At 58.0% G+C, this 20,657-nt stretch carries 18 protein-coding genes; 9 read left to right on the forward strand and 9 right to left on the reverse strand.

The window, feature by feature from the left end; genetic code table 11:
* Positions 1-207 precede the first annotated feature (207 nt).
* Both JNB88_RS30875 and JNB88_RS30880 read right to left on the reverse strand, forming a co-directional pair.
* Positions 208-1,287 carry a diguanylate cyclase gene (locus JNB88_RS30875; protein ID WP_220358779.1) on the reverse strand — a complete coding sequence of 360 codons (1,080 nt, stop codon included), beginning with the start codon at positions 1,285-1,287 and terminating at the stop codon, positions 208-210.
* A gap of 202 nt (positions 1,288-1,489) precedes the next feature.
* Positions 1,490-2,194, reverse strand: a complete 705-nt coding sequence (locus JNB88_RS30880) for an MOSC domain-containing protein (RefSeq protein WP_220358836.1) — start codon at positions 2,192-2,194, stop codon at positions 1,490-1,492.
* A gap of 365 nt (positions 2,195-2,559) precedes the next feature.
* Here JNB88_RS30880 and JNB88_RS30885 point away from each other — a divergent pair, with 365 nt between their 5' ends.
* Positions 2,560-2,745, forward strand: a complete 186-nt coding sequence (locus JNB88_RS30885) for a hypothetical protein (protein WP_220358780.1) — start codon at positions 2,560-2,562, stop codon at positions 2,743-2,745.
* 200 nt (positions 2,746-2,945) lie between these two features.
* On the opposite strand, the gene JNB88_RS30890 is transcribed toward JNB88_RS30885, so the two are convergent.
* The 3 genes from JNB88_RS30890 to JNB88_RS30900 are packed head-to-tail and all read right to left on the reverse strand — an operon-like array spanning position 2,946 to position 6,812.
* Complete coding sequence (locus tag JNB88_RS30890) at positions 2,946-3,914, reverse strand: substrate-binding domain-containing protein (RefSeq protein WP_037136154.1); 969 nt, start codon at positions 3,912-3,914, stop codon at positions 2,946-2,948.
* On the reverse strand, positions 3,901-5,226 hold the full coding sequence (locus JNB88_RS30895) for an ABC transporter permease (RefSeq protein ID WP_220358781.1): 1,326 nt from the start codon (positions 5,224-5,226) through the stop codon (positions 3,901-3,903). Before JNB88_RS30895 ends, JNB88_RS30890 begins: the two co-directional genes overlap by 14 nt.
* Positions 5,223-6,812 (reverse strand): sugar ABC transporter ATP-binding protein, encoded by a 1,590-nt coding sequence (locus JNB88_RS30900; protein WP_220358782.1) that lies wholly within the window; start codon positions 6,810-6,812, stop codon positions 5,223-5,225. Before JNB88_RS30900 ends, JNB88_RS30895 begins: the two co-directional genes overlap by 4 nt.
* A gap of 214 nt (positions 6,813-7,026) precedes the next feature.
* Here JNB88_RS30900 and JNB88_RS30905 point away from each other — a divergent pair, with 214 nt between their 5' ends.
* The 3 genes from JNB88_RS30905 to JNB88_RS34465 all read left to right on the forward strand — a co-directional run bounded on the left by JNB88_RS30905 (position 7,027) and on the right by JNB88_RS34465 (position 8,972).
* Positions 7,027-8,046, forward strand: a complete 1,020-nt coding sequence (locus tag JNB88_RS30905) for a LacI family DNA-binding transcriptional regulator (RefSeq protein ID WP_220358783.1) — start codon at positions 7,027-7,029, stop codon at positions 8,044-8,046.
* A gap of 221 nt (positions 8,047-8,267) precedes the next feature.
* Positions 8,268-8,540: an antitoxin gene (locus JNB88_RS30910; RefSeq protein ID WP_220358784.1), complete on the forward strand. Its 273-nt coding sequence runs from the start codon at positions 8,268-8,270 to the stop codon at positions 8,538-8,540.
* Positions 8,541-8,633: 93 nt separating this feature from the next.
* The gene (locus JNB88_RS34465; protein WP_338111062.1) at positions 8,634-8,972 is read left to right on the forward strand and encodes a PIN domain-containing protein; all 339 of its coding nucleotides are present in this window, start codon (positions 8,634-8,636) and stop codon (positions 8,970-8,972) included.
* On the opposite strand, the gene JNB88_RS30915 is transcribed toward JNB88_RS34465, so the two are convergent.
* The 4 genes from JNB88_RS30915 to JNB88_RS30930 all read right to left on the reverse strand — a co-directional run bounded on the left by JNB88_RS30915 (position 8,870) and on the right by JNB88_RS30930 (position 14,112).
* Positions 8,870-9,670, reverse strand: coding sequence for an inositol monophosphatase family protein (locus JNB88_RS30915; protein ID WP_037136143.1), 801 nt, complete (start codon positions 9,668-9,670; stop codon positions 8,870-8,872). The genes JNB88_RS34465 and JNB88_RS30915 overlap by 103 nt on opposite strands.
* A gap of 34 nt (positions 9,671-9,704) precedes the next feature.
* Positions 9,705-10,766 (reverse strand): ABC transporter ATP-binding protein, encoded by a 1,062-nt coding sequence (locus JNB88_RS30920; protein ID WP_220358785.1) that lies wholly within the window; start codon positions 10,764-10,766, stop codon positions 9,705-9,707.
* Positions 10,763-13,000, reverse strand: coding sequence for an ABC transporter permease (locus tag JNB88_RS30925; protein ID WP_220358786.1), 2,238 nt, complete (start codon positions 12,998-13,000; stop codon positions 10,763-10,765). Before JNB88_RS30925 ends, JNB88_RS30920 begins: the two co-directional genes overlap by 4 nt.
* Positions 13,001-13,083: 83 nt before the next feature.
* Positions 13,084-14,112 (reverse strand): ABC transporter substrate-binding protein, encoded by a 1,029-nt coding sequence (locus JNB88_RS30930; RefSeq protein ID WP_220358788.1) that lies wholly within the window; start codon positions 14,110-14,112, stop codon positions 13,084-13,086.
* Positions 14,113-14,292: 180 nt separating this feature from the next.
* On the opposite strand from JNB88_RS30930, the gene JNB88_RS30935 reads away from it, so the two are divergent.
* From JNB88_RS30935 to JNB88_RS30955, 5 genes are all read left to right on the forward strand, one after another.
* Positions 14,293-15,309: a LacI family DNA-binding transcriptional regulator gene (locus JNB88_RS30935; RefSeq protein WP_220358790.1), complete on the forward strand. Its 1,017-nt coding sequence runs from the start codon at positions 14,293-14,295 to the stop codon at positions 15,307-15,309.
* A 388-nt stretch (positions 15,310-15,697) separates the two neighbouring features.
* Positions 15,698-16,519: a DUF1206 domain-containing protein gene (locus tag JNB88_RS30940; RefSeq protein ID WP_220358792.1), complete on the forward strand. Its 822-nt coding sequence runs from the start codon at positions 15,698-15,700 to the stop codon at positions 16,517-16,519.
* A 419-nt stretch (positions 16,520-16,938) separates the two neighbouring features.
* A complete protein-coding gene (locus JNB88_RS30945) occupies positions 16,939-17,688 on the forward strand; it encodes a GntR family transcriptional regulator (protein WP_220358794.1) in 750 nt (249 codons plus the stop codon).
* A 68-nt stretch (positions 17,689-17,756) separates the two neighbouring features.
* On the forward strand, positions 17,757-19,280 hold the full coding sequence (locus JNB88_RS30950) for a putative N-acetylmannosamine-6-phosphate 2-epimerase (protein WP_338111063.1): 1,524 nt from the start codon (positions 17,757-17,759) through the stop codon (positions 19,278-19,280).
* A gap of 41 nt (positions 19,281-19,321) precedes the next feature.
* Positions 19,322-20,650, forward strand: a complete 1,329-nt coding sequence (locus tag JNB88_RS30955; RefSeq protein WP_220358798.1) for an extracellular solute-binding protein — start codon at positions 19,322-19,324, stop codon at positions 20,648-20,650.
* Positions 20,651-20,657: the final 7 nt, after the last annotated feature.

The raw sequence follows: 20,657 nt of genomic DNA on the forward strand, positions 1-20,657 counted from the left end.
CTTGACCGGCAGACGCCGGATCAGGCTTACTTCAACGCGCTGACGCCAATGATGGTGGCGGCATAATCGAGGCGGAAATCCACTTAGCGAAACGCCCCAATCTGTTCAGACAAACCGAACCAGCTCTTTCCGCGACTACGGTTCCTTCTGTCAGATCCATGGGACGGGCCAACTCCCGAACAATTCGGTCTGCAACCCTTTGTGCGACTACTTCTCCCCTTCGAGCAGCACAGCAAATTCATCGCCGCCTAACCTTCCTACGGCATCGCTCGGTCGCACCGCAGCCCTGAGTCTTGAGGCCGTCTCGATGAGAACGCCGTCGCCCGCGGCGTGACCGAGGGTGTCATTTATCTCCTTGAAGCCGTCGAGATCTATCGTAAGCACCAGGTAACCCTTGTCCTTCCGAACGCGGTCGAATTTCTTCTGCAGGCCTCTCCGGTTGTAAAGGCCTGTCAGCGTATCTGTGTCGGCATCACTCTCGAGCTCCACCCAGCGTGCGTGCTCCTCGCTGTAATCGATGACCACACCGATTATACGGAACGGCTTTCCCGAGGCATCTCTGAGAAGGCGGCGGTCACAACGCATCCACCGTTCACCGTCGACAGTGTTCAGTCGATACTCAGCCACAGCCTTCTCGACATGTCCTTCAAGCAGCGGCGTCAAGCTAGCCGCTGAATGGTCATCTGGATGCATTTTCTTCAGATAGCCCTTGAGGTCCAGGCGGGCGGCATCTTCTCCGCCGATGAAACGCGACAGGCGATCGGACGTTTCAAATGTCTGCGTTGTCACATCAAGGTGCCAGAACCCGCCTCTAACCGCCTCCATTGCGAGCTCCAGCTGGGTCGCCCGCTCGATAAGCTGCCGTTGCGTGCGCTTGGCCTCAGTGACATCTTCTATCATCGAGAGAAGCCTGACGACCTCGCCCGAAGCCTTTCGCATAGCAATCACCGTCAACTCGGCTTCGACAATGGTCCCGTCGGGCCGCAAGTACCGCTTCTCGCGCTTGAAGCCATCACGCGACCCGTTCAGAATCTCGTCAAAGAAGGCCCTGTCGATCGCGCGGTCGTCGGGGTGAGTAATCTCGCCAAAAGGAAGTTTTGTAAGCTCGTGAGCATTCCGCTGCAGCATTTTGAGGAGGCTCCCGTTTGCCTTCACGATTTGACCATTGGGGGCGACGAGAGCGACGCCGATAGGCGCGGCTTCGAATGGGTAATCGAACAATGCTGCGCGTTCATCGAACGGGCTGAGGGCGAGGCCGCGCATTGGTCTGGCGTTCTCGGGCTGCATGGTTGCTCCCCTCATTTGAAATGCATGATAGCGCATATGAGCCGACGTGACCGAGCGTCAACGGTTGAATGGACAAATGTAGGTTAGGGATTGGTCCAATGCCTGCTGGAAGCTTCTTACAAGAAGGTCAGCCAGGGCCGTTACGACAGCCGAAAACCAGATAGTGCCGTACCCGTAAAAGTTTCGTTCGGTTATAGATGCGCTATTGCCGGGAAGCTAGTTCGGTGCCGTCCAATCGGCGGCCCCAGTCTTCCACGCGGCCACTTTCTAGTCTCCTAGACGCATAGCTTCGCCAGCCCTCTGCCAGCCAAGGAAGTTCAGTGATAGCTTTCAACTCCTTCAGGTTGAAGGTATCGACATAAAACGTCTTCCAGATGCGCTGGATTGTCCATTCGGGAGCCTTCCTGTCCAGAAGGATTAAGGTGTCCTCTGGCTTCACAAGGCCTTCCTGCCGAACTCGATAATACCATCCCGTTCTGCCGGTGTTCTGAACCTCGCGCGACATCGTTTTTCTACCAAATCGCTCATTAAGGCGCCAGCAGGGTTGACGCCCTTGGCTCACCTCGACAACCGCCGCGCCGAGGGCGAATACGTCGCCAATGGCGACGACGTCCTCTGTCAGTCGCATCGTAGACAGGTTCTCCCCGAATGCACCCGGTGCCATGAGCAGATCATGCTCTCCAAGGTCTTCCCTCCACGCTCCATAGTGCTCGAACGGGTAGTGGTGAACAGCTTTTTCAGGGCCCCCATGTTTGATGGTATCGCCCTGCGCGTCTCCTTCTAGGCCAAGGCTAGAGAGCATTAACGCCTGGTGCACCTGATGCTTGACAATGCCGCTCGCTACCCCGCGTGGACCAAGCGGTGCAACCTGCCCTATGCACAGGCCAAGTAGTGGGAAGGTGTTCATCATCCGCACGGGAATGCTCCGTTGCTTTCTTGCAAGTCGTCCATCGTGGTGTCCATCGGCATCCCCTATTGCGTGCCAATACTGACACATTAATCTACCGACCGCTTTGCCCGACTTGTAAACTGCCATAGGTTGTGTATTCTTGCGCCGTATAAATCAATCCAAAGGAGGCGTGTAATGGCTGTATTCATCATTTCCCACGCCACCGTGGCCTGAGATTTCATCTCCTTCTGACGGCTTTACAGCTGTCTCGCCTTTTCAAGCTGAAATCCTGAAACGGACTGGCGGTTCGCGCGGGACGTTGAACGCTCCGCAAATCCTCTTCCATGCTTGAAGAAGGCGCGGCTGATTAGTCGCGATCCATCATGAGAAAAACCAGAACGACGGCCGTCGACGAAACGTCTTTCACAACGGCACAACCATTCCTGGCGGCGATTGGATCAATTGGCGTACTCGTCATGCTTGTCGTTGCGCGTATTGGCGTCAAACGCCGCGTCGACACGGTGACATCCCTATCTGACTGGATCAGGAAAGATATCGGAAGCCTCTGACTGACTCAGGGCGACCTTAGGTGAGAGTCTGAGGTCGCGTTATCCTGGCTCCACCGCAAATCTGCCTCGAGTTGAAAATCGAACGGGCGCCATGCGCCGACATTTCAGCGTAGCAGACCGGTCGAACGAACGCAGACGCACCAAAGCAAAGAAAGGGCCGGCTGCAGCCGGCCCCGTTATGCATTGCGCGACGCGCGGCGTTAGAGACCGTTGTCCTTCATGATTTGGCCCGCGTTGTCCTTTGTGACCTTTAGCGTCGGCAGGACGACATTCTTTTCGACTTTCTCACCACCGAGATATTTTATCGCCTGGCGCAGGCCTTCCGCTCCCGGTGTCGCGTAAAGGAAGGTTGCACTGAGTTCACCATTGTTCACCCAGGTCACACCTTCGCCGGGCAACGCATCGATGCCGATGAACTTGATCTCCTTCTCGCGGCCTGCGTCCTTGGCGGCAAGATAGGCTCCATAGGCCATCGGATCGTTGTGGCCATAGACGAGGTCGATCTTCTCATTGTTGCGCAGCGCGGTGGCCATGATGTTGTAGGCCTGATCCTGTTTCCAGTCACCTGACTGCTGGTCAAGGAGGTTCTTGATGCCGGGCTCCTTGTCGGTGAATTCATGGAAGCCGTCGTGGCGATCATGCGCCGGCTGTGTTCCCATGCCGCCCCAGATCTCGACGATGTTGCCCTGCGCCTTCCCGGCGCCGCCGAGAAGTTCAACGGCATATTCGCCCGCCGCCCGACCAATCAATTTATTATCGCCGCCGACGAACTGGACGTATTTGTCGGTCTCCACGTTACGATCCAACACGAAAACCGGGATCTTTGCGTCGATTGCTTGCTGGACGACACCCGTCAGGCCGGCGGATTCCTTCGGCGAGATCAGGAGCGCATTCACTTCCTGGCGGATGAGGTTCTCGACATCCGCCACCTGCTTTTCGGTCTTGTCTTCGCCGTCGGTTATAATCAGCTCGACTTCAGGATGCTTCGCGGCTTCCGCGATGATGTCCTTGTTGAACTGAGCCCGCCAGGGCTCGATGGTGGTCGCTTGGGAGAACCCAATGCGCCATTTCTTGTCTTGTGCTAGCGCGTCATGCGTAGTGAAAAGCGATGTGGTGGCGAAAAGTGCGGCAGTGACGACCGCGAACTTGAATATGTCACGACGTTTCATTTCCGTTTCCTCCAGTGTTGAGAGACATTGTCTCCTTGCGCGGACGCTCCTCCCTGGATGCCTCCGATCGGGCGGGTCGCGGCAATGCCAGCCTCAACCGCGCCAGAATATCGCGCGCATTGCGCTCCTGAACGAGCACAGTGCCAATGATGATCAGCCCCTTCAGCACAAGCTGAAGATTGGAATTGATGTTGTGTAGCTGAAGAATATTAGACAGCAGCCCGAAGATCAGCACGCCGCAAAATGTGCCGGCAAGGCTGCCGCGCCCACCCATCAGACTTGTACCGCCGATTACTACGGCCGCGATTGCATCGAGCTCCAGACCAGTCCCTGCATCGGGTTTGCCCTGGCGATACTGGGCAACATAGAGGATGGCAGCGATGCCTGCGAGCAGTCCGGAGACGGCATAGGTGACGATCTTTACCCGACCGCTGTCGATGCCCGATAGCCGCGCCGCCTCCTCATTGCCACCGATTGCATAGACGAAACGCCCGAACGGTGTGTACTTGAGGACGACCGCGTAGATCGAGATTGCGACGATGAAGAAGATACCCGGCATGGGAATAATGCCGAAGACCAGTGAACGCAGCACATCGAAATCGGCTGTAGCATTCGAGCCCGTGTATACAGGCAGAACCGCGTTGTTTTGACCCGCTGTCAGCCGCGCGATGCCAAGCGCAGTGACCATCATCGCCAACGTGACGATAAAGGGCTGAAGGCGGCCGACGACAATGATGATGCCGTTCATGGCGCCAAACAGAAGTCCGACGGCCGGCACCACCACGAGCACGCCCAGCACGCCGAACTTGGTCTCGCTCTGCGACACGATGTAGAAGAGCAGCACGATGCCGAGCGCGATACCGACGAGGGCTGGAAGGTAGATGCCCCGAATGCGGTCGAGCGTCAGGTCGCGGCCGTGAGTGAGGTCAGTGCGGCTCTTTTCGAGATTGGAAAAGATGAAGCGGGTGACGGCGACCCCGATAACAAGTGCAGCAAGCATCACCGACGGCACGCCGAGAAGGAAGGCCGGCGTCTCCCCCGGCACCGTCAGCAACATGGCGCACACGACAGTACAGATTGCCATCAGTGAGCCGACAGACAGATCGATCCCACCTGTGATGATGACAGCCGTCATGCCGGTTGCGATAAGACCCGTCGTCGACACCTGGCGCAGTACGTCGAGCAGATTGCCACTCGAAAGAAATATGTTCCTGCCCGAAGATGTAACGGGTGACCAGACGACACCGACCAGGAAAATTGCGATCAGGCCCCAGTATAGCTTCGTGCGGGAAACAAGCCTTATGACGCTCATGTAGAAGCCTTCCCGTGCCTGATACCGGATCGCGGGGCCGCCAAGTGCATGATCCGCTCCTCCGTCGCCATGGCGCGGTTCAGGATGCCGGTCTGGTGTCCTTCCGACATGACAAGAATTCGGTCCGAAAGATGCAGCAGCTCAGGCATCTCCGAACTCACGACGACGATCGACATACCCGCTTCTGCCAGGCGGAAGACCAGATCGTATATCTCGCTCTTTGCCCCTACATCGATGCCGCGGGTTGGTTCGTCGAGCAGCAGGATATGCGGCATCGTGGCGAGGCATTTCCCGATCACGACCTTCTGTTGGTTTCCGCCAGACAGGGTCGCCGTGACCTGTTCGATGCCTGACGCTCGAATACCAAGCGTCCTGATGGCAGTGGCGGCAACCGCCGCTTCCGCGCCAAAGTTGCGCAGTCCGAAGCGCGCCAATCGGCTGACAAGCGGCAATGCGACGTTATCCGTAATAGTATCGTGCAGGTGCAGGCCCTGCGTCTTGCGGTCCTCCGTCACGAAGGCAATCCCAAGCCGGCGCGCGTCGGCCGGTGAGCGGATCGCTGCCGGCTGCCCGTTAATCAGGATCTCGCCGCCGACCTCGCCATTGCTGGCACCCGTGATCGCCTGGAGGATTTCAGTGCGCCCTGCCCCGAGCAAGCCGCCGATGCCAAGGATTTCTCCTGGAGCGACATCAAAATCGATGCTGCTAAGGACCTGTTTCCAGCCCCGCCGGGTGGCGACCGATAGCGAAAGATTCCGAACCGACAGCACCGCACCGCCCGTGGCGGTCGCCTCATGCCTGGAACTCTCGGCGCGGTTGAGATTGCGGCCGACCATCGCCGCGATGACCCTGTGCTCGTCGATCTGCGACTTTGGCCTGGTCCAAACGTGCCGTCCGTCCCGCAATACGGAAACGCGGTCGCTGAGCTGCATCACCTCGTCGATCCGATGTGAGATGTAGATGATACCCACCCCTTCTGAGGCAAGCTGGTGCATGATGGCGAAAAGCCGCTTGCACTCGTTTGGCGACAGCGCTGATGTCGGTTCATCCATGATGAGAATGCGGGCGTCGAGCGACAGCGCCTTCGCGATCTCGACAAGTTGCTGTTCGCCGATCCTGAGCGATGAAACGCGTGCTTCAGGATCAAGATCAATACCAAGCCGGGAGAGCAAGCGTCGGGCAGCATTCAGGCTTTTGCGCCGGTTGACAAAAAGCCCGGCGATCAAGGGTTCCCTACCGAGAAATATGTTGTCGGCGATCGAGAGTTCGGGAACGAGATTGAGTTCCTGGTGAATGATGGCGACACCGGCAACCTCCGCATCGCGCACGGTTCCGAACCGAGCGGGAGACTGATCTATCATGACGGAGCCGCTATAGTCGGTGTAGACGCCGGCAAGGATCTTCATCAGCGTGGACTTGCCCGCGCCGTTCTCTCCCATCACCGAATGGATCTCCCCGGCGAACAGGTCAAAATTCACGTGGTCAAGGGCGACGATTCCGCCAAACGTCTTCGAAACGCCGACCGCTTCCAGCACGGGGGACGAAGTGGGCGCACGTGAAGGCAATTGGTTCACTTCTTCCTGCATGACAATGACGGCCTCCCTTCCATCTTTGTCTCGCGGCTGTAAGCGACAGTAAAAGCTAATCTAAACGTTTCAATTTTGTCAAGGTATACTCGAGACGAAGCGCCGTGATCTTGATAAGAACCGGCCATTCTCGTACGATGCTCGACGAATTCTGAATCTAAACGTTTTGATCATGGACAGGGTTTCTTCCAAAAGGCGAAAATCCCAGCCGACCATGCTGGACGTAGCTGCAACGGCGAGCGTGTCAGTTGCTACGGTCTCGGCAGTCGTCAACGGCACCGCGCCGGTCAGCCCCGAATTGAGGGGACGGATCGAAGATGCGATTGCTGCCATTGGCTACAAACGCAACGCCATTGCCCGGAGCCTGAAAACCGGCGCTACCAAGACGATCGGGCTCGTCATCGCAGATATCACGAACCCGTTTTTCACCGATGTCGTCGCCGTCATCCAGGATGTGCTGCACCGCGCGGGTTATGCGATGATGCTCTGCTGCACCGATGAGGATCCAGAACAGCAGGAAGAGCAGATTTCGCTTCTCTTAGACCGTATGGTGGATGGACTGATTATCGCGCCGGCTGGCGACGACCACGCCCTTGAGCGGGTACTCAAGCGTGCCGGCATTCCCACTGTTCTCATCGATCGCATCAACCACGGCATAGCAGCGGATGCCGTCGTCCTCGACAACCAGCGCGCTGTTCTGGACGCCATCGACTATCTTGTTGGCCTTGGGCATTTGCGGATCGGCTACATATCGGGTTCGCATGACACATCCACCGGCCTTGGTCGGTTGGCAGGCTATCGCGGCGCACTTGAGAATGCCGGCATTCCATACGACGACGCCCTGGTTCGGATAGGAAATTTCCGCGAGAAGGATGCCTATCATGCGGCCATGCAATTACTCGTCATGCCAGATCGGCCAAGTGCTATCTTTTCAGCTAACAATCTAATGGTCATCGGCGTGATGAAGGCCATCCGGGACATGGGGCTCCGCTGTCCGGACGACATCTCTGTGTCGAGCTTTGACGATTTTCCCTGGGCGGATGTCTTCCAGCCGAGCCTCACGACGATTGCTCAGCCGGTGCAGGCCATTGGTGAACACGCAGCCCAGCTCATTCTCGAGCGCCTTGCCACTCGCATGGACCGGCCTCCACGGCAAATCGTGCTTTCAGGTCGCCTGATGATCCGATCGTCCTGCCGCCCGTTTTACGGGGCTGACAGGTCAACCGTCGCCTGACCGCAAACGGTTGTCTTTCGCTCTATCCATGTGAACTCTAGCATCCACGGCTTGAATTGGTGGTTGCCACGAACTTCCATGGGAACTCCAGATCCCACGCGCAGCATTCGATCAAGCGTTAGGCGTAGCGCAGCTTTATTTGACGACTGCGAATGTGCCGTACTTTATCTGAGTTGGCTTGGCATATACGTTGGAGCATATACGAAGGAGGATTTGCACTGATGCCAGGTCCGTCAATACCATCACGATCGAAGGAAGTGAAGCTATTTCGCAATAACCGCAGCCAGGCAGTTCGTATTCCAGCGGAATTTGAATTGCCGGGAGATCGTGTGTTGATCCGTCGCGATGGAGATAAACTCATTATCGAACCGGTGGTACGGCCTACAAATATTGTGGAGCTACTCGAGGAATGGAAGAAGGAAGCACGCCTCGGTCCCGAAGACCATCTCCCCGACATTGAAGATGCTCCTGCTCGGCCGGAGACGCTCTTTTGAGCGCGTCAGAGTTGCGATACCGCTGCGCAAAAAAGGATCCGAGAGGTTGCTGCAAAGGTTGAAAGCCTACTGACGATTGTTCCGACACTGCCCTTGGATGTTCGAACCGACATTAGGTATGGAGGCATCCGCGCCGAGTTGGAGGCGGCGGTTCAAACCATTGGCTTGAACGATCTGATGATCGCCGCGCATGCGTGTACTCTCAACATGACGCTCGTTACTGGCAATGTTCGTGAGTTCCAACGTGTCCGTGGTCCGCGCGGAACTCAATGCTTGTTACCCGGCCGCATCTGCTCACGCTCCAACAGTGCGCGCCCAGCAGACGTTTTTCAAACACCTGCAATACTTCTTAAGTCGTCAATTGCTCCTGGTGCGGCCGCAAGGACCGGCGCGCCTTTGGTCAGTCTTTCACCCTTTGCCGGGAAAGGGTGATACCAGCCACCCGCTTCCTTCACGAGACAATAGCCAGCCATGCAATCCCAAGCATGCATATACGGCTCGTAGTATCCAACCAGCCGGCCCGCCGCGACGTATGCGAGCATCAGTGCGCCGGAGCCGTTGCGGATAAAATTGCCGCCTGCGTCCAGTAAGCTTTCGACCATTTTTGCAACGACGGCAGGCGAGACGTAGTTGTTTGCACCGATCCCGGTCACCGCGTTGCGGATGTTGCGCGTTGGGTCGAGTGCGAGTGTTTCGCCGTTGAGCGTGGCACCCATGCCGAGGGCAGCAGAATAAAGTTCGCCGTGACAGGGCGCGGAGATAACGCCTACCACGGGCACCTCATCATGGAGAAGGCCGATCGAGACGCACCAATTGGGCATTCCGTTAACAAATGGACTTGTGCCGTCAATCGGATCAACGACCCAGGTGAAGCCCGATGAGCCATGTTCGATCCCGTACTCCTCACCAAGGATGCCGTCTTCAGGATAGGCTTCATGAAAACGTGCGCGGATGAGGTTCTCTACCTCGCGGTCGGCGATTGAAACCACATCCTGCGGATCTCGTTTCGTCTCGATAACGAGGGTTTGGCGCTTCCTGAAATAGTCGAGCGCTACTTCGCCTGCCTCGCGAGCAACGGCCTCAGCAAGTGCGAGACGTGCCTCGAGACCAGGTAGGATATGCGATGCCATGAAATGCTTTCCTTCTTGCAGGAATGGATTTGCCTCAACCGATAATGGCGATGCCGCGATTCTTGAAGCCGATTGTCACTTCTGTTCGGGGCGCAAGTGCCTGCTCGACAGTCGGATCGACAACGAAGAGCATTCCGTTGCTCGTCTTGACCTCGTATTCGACATGGTCTCCGAGGTAGGCGGCATGGGTGATCTCGCCGTTGAATGGCCCGTCGGGCGTGCGGGGCGAGAGAGTGATTGCGTTCGGACGGATGGCGAGTTGCGCAGGTCCGGTGCGGATATTGCGGCCGACAACGCGATGCTGCAGGCCCTCAACGCTGATCGTTGCATTGTTACCCTCGATGTTTACGACTTCACACGGCATCACGTTTGCTTCCCCCATGAAGTCGGCGATGAAGGCGGATGCCGGACTGTCGTAGAGGTCGCGCGGGGCACCCGCCTGAGCGATCTGGCCATCTTTCATGACAATGATGCGGTCGGAAACGGCAAGTGCTTCGTCCTGGTCATGGGTGACGTATACCGCCGTGAAGCCGAGACGCTGCTGCAGGTCACGAATTTCCGTGCGCACCCGCCGACGAAGGCGGGCGTCGAGATTGGAGAGTGGCTCGTCGAGCAGCAATACCTGTGGCTCCAGCACCAGGGCACGGGCAACGGCGACGCGCTGCTGTTGGCCACCGGATAGTTCGGCTGGCAGGCGTTGCCCCATGCCGGCGAGACCGACCAGCTTCAGCCCTTCTTCCGCCCGCTCGCGCGCCTCCTTGCGACGAAGGCCGGAGGATTCCAGGCCATAGGCGACGTTGTCGAGGGCCGTCATGTGAGGAAACAGTGCGTAGGACTGAAAGACCATCGAAACGTCGCGTTCGTTGGCCGGAAGCATCGTGACGTCTTTGCCGCCGATCAGGATGCGGCCGGCGGAAGGGTGTTCCAGTCCTGCCAGCATGCGAAGTGTCGTCGTCTTGCCGCATCCCGATGGCCCAAGCAGCGTAACGAGCGTTCCGGGCTCGATGGTCAGTGAAAGGTCGGGGATCGCGGTGAAAGCCCCGAAGTTCTTTTGAACATTTTCGAAAACGACGGAGCCGGCGGCGGTAGTGATCATACGATTTTCTCCTGACCGAGGGGCGCGGAAGCGGCAGTGGGGCCAACAAGGGCGACCCGATTTTCGCGCCGCAACCTACGTTCGCCGACAAGTAGCTGGAAGCCAGTGATGACGGTGATCATCACCAGTATTAGCGCTGAGGAATAGGCGATGGCCACGCCATATTCACCGTTCTCGACAAGGCCGACGATATAGGCGGTGGACATGTTATATTGCGCGCTCACCAGGAAGATCACGGCACTGATCGAGGTGATTGCCCGCACGAAGGAGTAGACGAGTGCTGCGGTGATTGCCGGCCGCAGGAGCGGCAGGATAACCTTGCGGATTGTGCGGAAGCTGTCGGCGCGCAACGTCAGCGACGCTTCGTCTAGGCTCTTGTCGAGCTGGCTCATGGCCGCCACACCGCCTCGCACGCCGACGGGCATGTTGCGGAAGACAAAGCAGGCGACGAGGATCAGCGCTGTACCTGTCATCTCGAGCGGAGGCAGATTGAACGCCATGATGTAACTGATGCCGATGACGGTACCGGGAATGGCGAAGCTCATCATCAGCGCAAATTCGAAGAAGCTGCGACCGACGAACCTCTGGCGGACGATTAGATAGGCCGTGAGGAGGCCGACGGCCGCCGTGAGCGGTGCGGAGATCAGGGCGATCTCCATTGTCGTCCAGAAAGAGTCCCACGCGACACCCGTCCAGGCAATCCCACCATCTTCACGCCAGCCGATGGAAAAGGCCTTCACGTAGTGTTCGACCGTCAGGGTGTTGTCGAGGCCCCAGGTGCGTACGAAGCCGCCAAACAGGATCATCGCGTAGACGACGACGGTGAAAGCCATCCAAGGGATGACGATGGCATGCACGCCGATCGACAGCCCACGCGGTAGGGCGATGTGGGCGCCTGAATCCCCCTTCCCTGTCACCGTGGCAAAACTCTTGCCCGAGAGCCAGACACGCTGCGCGACGAATGCCGACATGGTGAATAATAGCAGTATCATCGCAAGGACGGCGGCCCGCGAGGGATCGTTCTGCGAACCGACGACGGCAAAGAAGATCTCCGTCGACAGAACACCATGGCTGCCGCCAAGCACCATTGGGTTGCCGAAATCTGCCATGCTCTCGATGAAGGCGATCAGAAAGGCATTGGCAAGGCCGGGCTTCATCAGCGGCAAGGATACCCGAAAGAACGTGCGCCAGCGGTCGGCGCGCAGCGTCTGAGACGCCTCCTCCATCGATGGGCTGACGCCTTCCACGACACCGATCAGCACAAGGAAGGAGATCGGCGTGAACGAAAGAACCTGCGCAATCCAGATGCCCGTCAGCCCATAGAGCCATCGGCCGGGTTCCGTACCAAAGAGGGTTGCCGCCATTTGGGTGACGACGCCGGCACGCCCGAACAACAGGGTCAGCGCCAGTCCGACGACGAAGGGTGGCGTGATGATCGGCAAGATTGTCAGCAGCCTTAACCCCTTCTTGAAGGGGAACCGTGTGCGGGTTGCAACGAGCGCAAAGCAAAGACCGAACAGCGTTGCACCGCTCGCTGTCAGGATGGCGAGCCAGAGCGTGCGCCAGGCGACACCGCAGCGCTCGCCTCCAATGACACAGCCGAGGCTCCAGACGGAAGAGTCCTGAATGTTGGTCACGAAGCCTGTTGGATCGAATGAACCGTCGAAGGCCTGAAAAGCGCCGACGAACATGCTGCCAACCGGATAGAAGACAAAGATTGCGACGAGTACGACGAGCATGGTGATGGCGCTGACAAGAAAGGCATCACCCTTCATTGCGCCGCGCTCGGCAAGGCCGAAGGAGAAAAGAAGGACAAAGACGACGCCAGCAAGGATAGCGCCTGCGCCCATTGAGGGTTGGCCGTCAGAGAGCGCGCCGAAAAGCGTCTCGCTGATCGTCCAGCTCCACCCAGAGGACGCAATTGCCAGGCCCTGCAGTGCCAGGTAGGAAAATCCGACGACACCTGCCCACGCAAGCACCGCGCCGCGGCGGATCGGATTAGACATAAAGCGTGCTGCGCCGCCAACAATCAGGAGCACGGGGGCAACGGCAAGCCACCATCGTCCGTGCATCAAGATCTGCAAGATTCCGGGAGCCGCCGAAGGGTCACCCGGAAAGCCGGAGAGCCATCCGAAACTGTAGAATCCCCCCTCGATCCTGTACCAAGGAAGCAGGGCGAAGGCTGCAAGACCAAGAAGCAGAGCGATATCGATCCGTCGATTACCATGGGTCATGATCGCGTCCGCATCTCCTTACATTTCCAGCTGAGCCTGCGGGCCGGACATATATGCCGGCCCGGGCATTGGCGACATCAGGCTCAGTTGGCCTTGGCGCCGATTTCCTTATCCCAGCGGGCAAGAAGCGCCTTGCGAACATCGGGATTGCCGTATTTCGCGAAATCGTAGTCGATGAGCTTGATGTCCTCGAATTTTGGCGCTTCCTTCGGCACTTCAGCGGACTTATTGGACGGAAGCTGGTAGGATTTCGCTTCCTTCATGTGCGACTGCGCCTCGGCCGAAAGCGCCCAATCGTACCACTTCTTGGCATTTTCCAGATTTTTGGCGCCTTTGACGATCGACATCGAACCGATCTCGTAGCCAGTACCTTCGCAAGGCGCGACGGCCTTGATCGGGAAGCCTTCTACGGTCTGCGCGACGGCATCGTGCATGAAGACGATACCGATGGCGGATTCACCACGAGCGGCCGCCTTTACCGGCGCCGAACCGGACTTGGTGTACTGCGAAACATTGGCATTCAACTTTGAAAGATAGTCGAAAGCCTTGTCCTCGCCCATGATCTGCACCAGCGTGGCGAGCGTGTTATAGGAGGTGCCGGACGAATTCGGGTTGGCAATCTGGATTTCGCCCTTGTAGCTCGTATCGAGCAGATCAGCCCAACACTTCGGTTCCTTGAGCCCCTTCTTGGCAAGGATCTCCGTGTTGTAACCCCAACCAAGCGCGCCCGCATAAACGCCAACAGTGCGGAACTTGGCGCTTTCTGCCTGTTTCTTCGCCCAGTCTTGAAGCTGATCGAAAAGTGGTGATTTGTATTCCTGGGTCAGGCCCTCTGCTGCTGCCTGCAGATGGGGATCGCCGGTGCCAGCCCACCAGATATCGGTCTTTGGATTGCGTGCTTCGGCGCGAATCTTCGCATAGGTTTCACCGGCCGACAGGCGAACCATGTTCACCGTGATGTCAGTCTGCTTCTCGAAAAGCCCCTTCATCAATTCGCAGACCTGCGGGTCGGCCGAGCAGATGACATTTAAATCGCCGGCGGCGTGAGCCGAAAAGGCAACGAAGGACGTACCCGCGGCAAGCAATGCCGCAGCCAATTTGACCGATCGCATGATTTCCTCCTGGTTGGGACGGCGCCTCCACGCCGCCGCTTTTGCAAGCGTGTGCAGAGCTTGCATATGATAAAAATAACTGTCAACTCGTTTTTCACAAAAACATCACGAAGGCATCACGCAAATCTCTTGCACGCACGTGCAACAACCGGCTAAGGAAAGACCGCGTGGGAGGGAAACGTGCGGTCGAAGATTTTCGTTAGTGCGCAGGAAGTCGCTGAAAAGGCCGGGGTGTCGCGGTCAGCCGTCTCTCGGACCTTCACCCAGGGTGCAAGCGTTTCGGCAGAAACGCGCGAACGTGTGCTGCGGGCGGCCGAGGAGCTTGGCTACCACGTCAACCATCTCGCCCGTGGCCTGATGCGCAACGAGAGCGGCATTGTCTGCCTTATTGCGTCCGAGGTCGCCACGCCTTACCGGTCGGCCCTGCTCAGGGAGCTTACGCTGCAACTGCAGAATGCCGGCAAGATCGCGATGTTCATCAACACGGACCGTTCCGACGGCAGTGTCGACCGGGCACTTCAGCAGGCCATCCGCTACCGCGCCGATGCATCGATCATTCTTTCAGGATTGCCGGACAAGTCGATAACGGAGCTTTGTCTTCGCAATGGCCAGCGCCTTGTACTCATCAACCGTGACGAGGACCAACCTGGTCCGCTTCGGATCAATCTGGACGACGACGAGGTTGGTGGTCGGGTCCTGACGGCCTTCGCGCGGGCTGGGTGCCGCAGGCTCGCCTTTGCCAATTCCGAGGCCGGAACGCCGAGCCTCATGGGGCGTGAGCGCGCGTTCGTTGCTGCTGCCCATGGGCTTGGAATGGATGTGATCGTAAAACGCCACGGCTGGACGGGCTATGAGGCCGGGCGCGTTCTTGCCCACCGGCTACTGACTGCCAAGGAGCGTCCCGACGCTGTCTTTTGCGCGACCGACCTTTTGGCCTGTGGTTTCATGGATGCGGCAAGGCATCAATTCGGCCTGTCCATCCCAGACGAACTCTGCATCGTGGGTTTCGATGATATCGAGCAGGCATCCTGGTCTTCCTACGAACTGACGACATTCGCCCAGCCTGTCGCGGAAATCGCTTCAAGGGCCATCGAGTGGTTGAGCAGGTTCGGGCCTAAAGACGGAAAGGGCGAGGTTCAATCCATCAGGTTGAAGGCCGAGTTGATTTGGCGGAAGTCTGTTAGGGCAAAAAAATGACCCCAATCGCGCGCCGATCGCCGGACGATCGTGCTTGTGCGTGTAAGTCCGTCCGGCGACCTTTGTGGTGGTGAACCCGCTTCGGTTCCCTCCTCACATCCTTATTCACCAGATGGCAGCAACTGGTATCGGGTATTGTGAAGATGAGACGCCCCTGTTCGGGACGCCCCCGAAGATGCAGCCGCCGAAGCCGCCGAGTGCGAGCGGATCAACGCCGTGGAGAAGCTCATCCTAAACACGGTTACTGTGCTGGTTCCAGGCCATTGCCCTCAAGCGATATCGACGGGAAACCGCTGTTCCGGCTGCGGCTAATTCAATCAAGGCAGGCAAAACCTTTTGGGCATTCATACGTTCTGATAGACGCCACAGTCCCCGGTAGGATGATTTCATGCCTCGAAAGCCCAACTTTGAATTTCTCGCCAGATCGGGCTATGCCGCTCGCGGGATCGTCTTCCTTCTGGTTGCCGGGCTCGCACTCCTTTCGGGTGTAGCCGGAGGCAAGGCAGATACGAAGTCGGCTGTATCGACCTTGCTGCAGCAACCATTCGGTCGCGTTTGGGTCGGGCTTATAGGTCTCGGTCTTCTCGGCTTCGTTGGCTGGCGGTTGGCGCAGTCGCTGGGTGATAGCGACGGTCACGGCACGGATCGGAAGGCGATCGTGATCAGAACGGCGATGTTCGGTAGCGCGATCACCTATCTAGGCCTCGCTGGCTACGCACTTGGTCACGCGCTTGCAGGCATAGGCGGTAGTGAGGAGCCCGGCGAGAAGGGCCTTGCTCAATGGGTCATGTCCCAGCCGTTCGGATCGTATGTCGCAATCATTATCGGCATCGGCTTTATCGTCGGTGGCCTGGTGACATCGGCGAAGGGCATAACTCATAAATTCGAAAAGCACCTGCGGCTTCCTGATGCCAAAGGCGTCCTCAGCATGATTTGCATTTATGGGTTGGTGGCACGGGGCGTCGTCTTCGCAATTACGGGCGTATTGTTCACCTACGCGGGATTTATGGTGGATCCCACGCAGGCTGGGAGCATCTCGGAGGCTTTGTCCTGGCTAAGGCAATTACCCTTTGGGTCAATTCTCTACATGGCCGTTGCCGTTGGATTGGCGGCATTTGGAGTATACAATCTTATTGAAGCCCGCTACCGGATCGTGCGGGGGCCATCCGTCGGCGATGTCAAACGCGCACTGCCAGTTAGAGGCATCTGACGCGCCAGTCCGCGCAGTGGAATACAAAGAGCGGCGTCGTGTTGAGGCAGATCATGGAGGAAGCCCAGGAGGGAGCCTCAACCTTCAAAGCTTGCCCTGTAATGTCAGACGCTACCTCCTCCGCTCAGCATCTCCCAAGCTCCTTGGCGTTTTGTTTCAAATTCGAAGGCGCCGAATTGAATCAAAGGGTCGATATGCCGCGGTGAGGTTGGCCGCATCTATGGCATAGCTTGTCCGGCTGCCATCTCGACACCTGTTTGTTGCAGCTTTGCGTCGTGGGCCGCTGGCGATTCATTCAAAGCCTTCTTCCGCTAAAAATGTTCAACATTGCGGAAGTCCTCATGCAATCATTTGTCACCATACGATAATACCAGTATATATCCAGTCAGTTTTCTTGAGTCGGCGGTTGGTGGATTTCCATGGCAGAAACCCAGGTCATCGATGCGATTGGAAAATCCCTGGAACAGATACCGGCCGATATCCCGCTCTATAAGCGGTTAAAGCTGGCAATCGAGCAGGCGATCCAAACGCGAGCGTTTCAAGCCGGTAGCGTTCTACCGGGCGAGCGTGTGATAGCCACTTCTTTTTCGCTTTCACGGGTCACCGTGCGAAAGGCGCTGTCCTTGTTGGAAGACGAGGGGTTGCTCAGCCGCCGCCACGGTTTCAAGACGGAAATCGGGTCGCGCGTCGAGAAGTCGTTGTCGACGCTTACCAGCTTTTCCGAAGATATTCGCGCCCGCGGCCAAGTGCCTGGATGTATTTGGATATCAAAGCAAGTCTCCCGTGCGTCCTCGACGGAAATGATGGCGCTCGGCGTTGCGGGAAATGCGAATGTCATCAGGATGAAACGAGTTCGAACCGCGAACGGACTGCCCATTGCCTTGGAAACGTCAATCGTTCCTGTCCGTTTTGTGCCCACTCCCGACCTGATCGACCAATCACTCTATGAAGTGCTGCAAGAGCGCGGTTTCATGCCTGAGCGAGCGATACAGCGCATGCGCTCACGCGCCGCCACTGCCGAAGACGCGGGCCATTTGCATTGCGAGGCAGGGTCGCCACTCCTTGTCACCGAGCGTCGCTGTTTCACTGCCGATGGCCAGATCGTCGAAGTATGCGAAACGCGCTACAAAGGCGAGGTCTACGACTTCGTCTTCGAACTGCAGAGATAATACCAGATATAAACTGGTTGCTATCTGGTATTTTCCTACTATCGTGATGCCCGGAAATGGAGCATCCCGTGAAGCGCGACGACGTCAGTAACAGCCTTATCGTTTCCTGCCAGCCGGTACCCGAGGGTCCGATGGACGACGCCCGGTTCGTCGTTGGTTTTGCCAACGCAGCCGCCGCAGCAGGTGCAGCCGCTGTCCGCATCGAATCCGTTGCCTATGTGAAAGCTGCCCGACCGCATGTGACAGTACCGATCATCGGTATCGTCAAACGTGACCTTGGCGACAGCCCGGTCCGCATCACCCCATATGCTGCTGATGTCGTTGCGCTTGCAGAGGCGGGTGCCGACGTCATCGCCTTCGATGCTACCGATCGTATTCGCCCTGCCCCCGTTGCCGCGCTTGTGGAGGCAGCAAAAGCCAAGGGCAAATTGACGATGGCCGATTGCTCGTCGATCGACGACGCCAGGCGGGCACTTGCCGCCGGTGTCGACTTCGTCGGTACGACGCTTTCCGGTTATGTCGGCGGACCCGAACCCGTCGAGCCGGACATCGCATTGATCTCTGCGATGCGCGAGCTGACGCCCTATGTGATCGCGGAAGGTCGCATACGAACACCAGAGCAGGCAGCCCAAGCAGCGTCGGCGGGCGCCTTTGCTGTTGTTGTCGGTTCAGCCATTACGCGCACCGAACATGCGACTGCCTGGTTTCATGAGGCCCTCGACGCCGCCTTTGCTCGGCAAAAAGGCGCGGGCAAACCTGTGCTCGCGATCGATATCGGTGGTACGAAAACCATGGTGGCTCTCGTTCAGGAGGATCAGGTCCTGGAAGAGCGCATCGTGCGAACACGGCGCGATGAAGGACCGGACACCTGGTTGGACGCGATTGTAGCAGAGACTGCGATGTGGGCCGGTCGGTTTGCCGGTGCCGGGATCGCCGTTACGGGCTTTGTCGAGGAAGGCAAATGGTCGGCGCTTAATCCGGCAACGCTTGGAATTCCGGACAATTATCCGCTGGTCGATAAAGCAGAGGCTCGCCTCGGCGTGCCGGTGATCGCCATCAACGATGCCCAGGCCGCCGCTTGGGGCGAATACAAGTTTGGGGCCGGTCGAGGCGAGGATATTGTCTTCTTGACGATCTCGACGGGTATTGGCGGCGGGATCGTCATCAACGGCAAACTCGCGTCCGGCCTTGCCGGTCATTTTGGCTTGATCCGCAGTCCAGCGCATGGAGCGGAGCCGCTCGAAGACATGACATCGGGCCTCTGGATCGCCGCAAGCGCGAGACAGGCAGGCCATGAGGTGGATGCGGTGACTGTCTTTTCAGAGGCCGCAAATGGCTCGACCTGGGCAAAGTCGATTGTCGAACAGTCTGCTGCACGTGTCGCCCTTCTTTGCCGGGATATCAAGCTGATGCTCGATCCCCAACGCATTGTCATCGGCGGCGGCATCGGTCTCGCTCCCGGCTATCTCGACCAGGTCCGTTCGCAGCTTGGCGAACTGAATTTCCGTATCACTCCCAACCTCGTTGCGGCCGAGCTCGGCAGCCGCGCAGGCATTATCGGCGCCGCGGATCTGGCGCGCAGCAAAGCATGAAGGTCACCGGGTAAAACACTGAAAAACAAAGAAAGGGAACAATGATGAAACTGCGGAAGATAATCACTCCGGCTTTCGCCGCGCTTCTTGCGAGCGCCGCTCTGCCAGGTCTCGCCAATGCCACGGTCACCGTCCTTGGCTGGCCTGGCGGGTCAGAAGAAACAGCGCTGCGTGCGACGGTCGAGGCCTATAACAAGACTGCATCCGATGCCGACAAGGTTGAACTGCTGTTTTTCAATCGCGATGGGTTCTTCGACAAGCTGCAGGCCGATATGGCTGCGGGTTCCACGGCATTCGACATCAATCTTGTCGCCACCTACTCGATCGGCCGCTACGCACCTTTTATGGAGCCGGTTGATCTTGGCGCCGATGCGGGCAAGGTCTTTGGCGATTCCGTTCTGAAGACAATGCAGTTCGACGGCAAGCAGTACGGTGTGCCGACCGATCTGTCGCTGCATTTCATGTACTATCGCAAGGACCTGATTGACGCGCTTCTGAAAGACGACGCGGCCAAGAAGTCGTATTCAGAGCTCGCCAAGAAGGTGCTCGGCAAGGACCTCCAGCCGAAGGAGCCGGACAGCTGGACTTGGGACGACTGGGCAGCGACCGCGCTCTATTTCTCCAAGCAGGCAAATCCTGACAGCCCGGTTCGCTATGGCACCGTGCTGCAGATGAAGAACCTGCTGTTCAACATGATGGTGTTCCAATCCTTGCCTCGCTCCTATGGCGGCGACTGGATGGATGCCAGTGGCAACGTGACAGTCGATTCCGACGCCTACAAGACAGGGCTGCAGCTTTATAAGACGCTCTATGATGCCGGCGCTTCCCCCAAGGACTCCTTGAGCTACGAATATCCGGAGACCAACGCCGCCTACGCCGCTGGTCAGGCTGCAACCGCGCTGCAGTGGAATGCGGCTGCCGCCGATCTCACCAGCGCGGAGAAGTCACCCGCCGTGGCCGAGGTGACGGGCATCGTCGCACCACCCGCCGGTCCAAACGGCCGCGCCGACCATATCCACGGCCTTGGCCTTGGCCTCAACAAGAACGCCAAGAACAAGGAAGGCGCAGTCAAGTTCCTGAAATGGCTGGCGAGCGAAGATGCAGCGCTGACATATGCGCGAAGCGGCGGCTCGCCAGCGCTGGCGCCTGATGTGGTGGCCAAGGTGGCTTCTGAACGCCCCGATCTCGTCAAGCTTGGTGAATTCGCCAGCAAGTATGGCTACGTCATGAATGGTGCCACCTCGGCCAACGCACTCTCCGTATACGAGCTGCAGGCCAAGGAATTCACGGGCTACTGGTCTGGCCAGCAGAGCCTCGAGGATGCGCTTGCCCATACCAAGGCGGGCATGCAGGATCTCTTGAAGAAGTAACCTGATC

The sequence above is a fragment of the Rhizobium cauense genome (assembly GCF_019511525.1).
Taxonomy (GTDB): domain Bacteria; phylum Pseudomonadota; class Alphaproteobacteria; order Rhizobiales; family Rhizobiaceae; genus Rhizobium; species Rhizobium cauense.

What these genes read in the sequence shown, in the direction of transcription:
- JNB88_RS30895 (WP_220358781.1), bottom strand. Translation starts at nt 5,226, where the DNA reads ATGAGCGTCATAAGGCTTGTTTCCCGCACGAAGCTATACTGGGGCCTG.
- JNB88_RS30925 (WP_220358786.1), bottom strand. Translation starts at nt 13,000, where the DNA reads ATGACCCATGGTAATCGACGGATCGATATCGCTCTGCTTCTTGGTCTT.
- JNB88_RS30910 (WP_220358784.1), top strand. Translation starts at nt 8,268, where the DNA reads ATGCCAGGTCCGTCAATACCATCACGATCGAAGGAAGTGAAGCTATTT.
- JNB88_RS30890 (WP_037136154.1), bottom strand. Translation starts at nt 3,914, where the DNA reads ATGAAACGTCGTGACATATTCAAGTTCGCGGTCGTCACTGCCGCACTT.
- JNB88_RS30930 (WP_220358788.1), bottom strand. Translation starts at nt 14,112, where the DNA reads ATGCGATCGGTCAAATTGGCTGCGGCATTGCTTGCCGCGGGTACGTCC.
- JNB88_RS30920 (WP_220358785.1), bottom strand. Translation starts at nt 10,766, where the DNA reads ATGATCACTACCGCCGCCGGCTCCGTCGTTTTCGAAAATGTTCAAAAG.
- JNB88_RS30885 (WP_220358780.1), top strand. Translation starts at nt 2,560, where the DNA reads ATGAGAAAAACCAGAACGACGGCCGTCGACGAAACGTCTTTCACAACG.
- JNB88_RS30940 (WP_220358792.1), top strand. Translation starts at nt 15,698, where the DNA reads ATGCCTCGAAAGCCCAACTTTGAATTTCTCGCCAGATCGGGCTATGCC.
- JNB88_RS30900 (WP_220358782.1), bottom strand. Translation starts at nt 6,812, where the DNA reads ATGCAGGAAGAAGTGAACCAATTGCCTTCACGTGCGCCCACTTCGTCC.
- JNB88_RS30880 (WP_220358836.1), bottom strand. Translation starts at nt 2,194, where the DNA reads ATGAACACCTTCCCACTACTTGGCCTGTGCATAGGGCAGGTTGCACCG.
- JNB88_RS30915 (WP_037136143.1), bottom strand. Translation starts at nt 9,670, where the DNA reads ATGGCATCGCATATCCTACCTGGTCTCGAGGCACGTCTCGCACTTGCT.
- JNB88_RS30875 (WP_220358779.1), bottom strand. Translation starts at nt 1,287, where the DNA reads ATGCAGCCCGAGAACGCCAGACCAATGCGCGGCCTCGCCCTCAGCCCG.
- JNB88_RS30905 (WP_220358783.1), top strand. Translation starts at nt 7,027, where the DNA reads ATGCTGGACGTAGCTGCAACGGCGAGCGTGTCAGTTGCTACGGTCTCG.
- JNB88_RS30945 (WP_220358794.1), top strand. Translation starts at nt 16,939, where the DNA reads ATGGCAGAAACCCAGGTCATCGATGCGATTGGAAAATCCCTGGAACAG.
- JNB88_RS30955 (WP_220358798.1), top strand. Translation starts at nt 19,322, where the DNA reads ATGATGAAACTGCGGAAGATAATCACTCCGGCTTTCGCCGCGCTTCTT.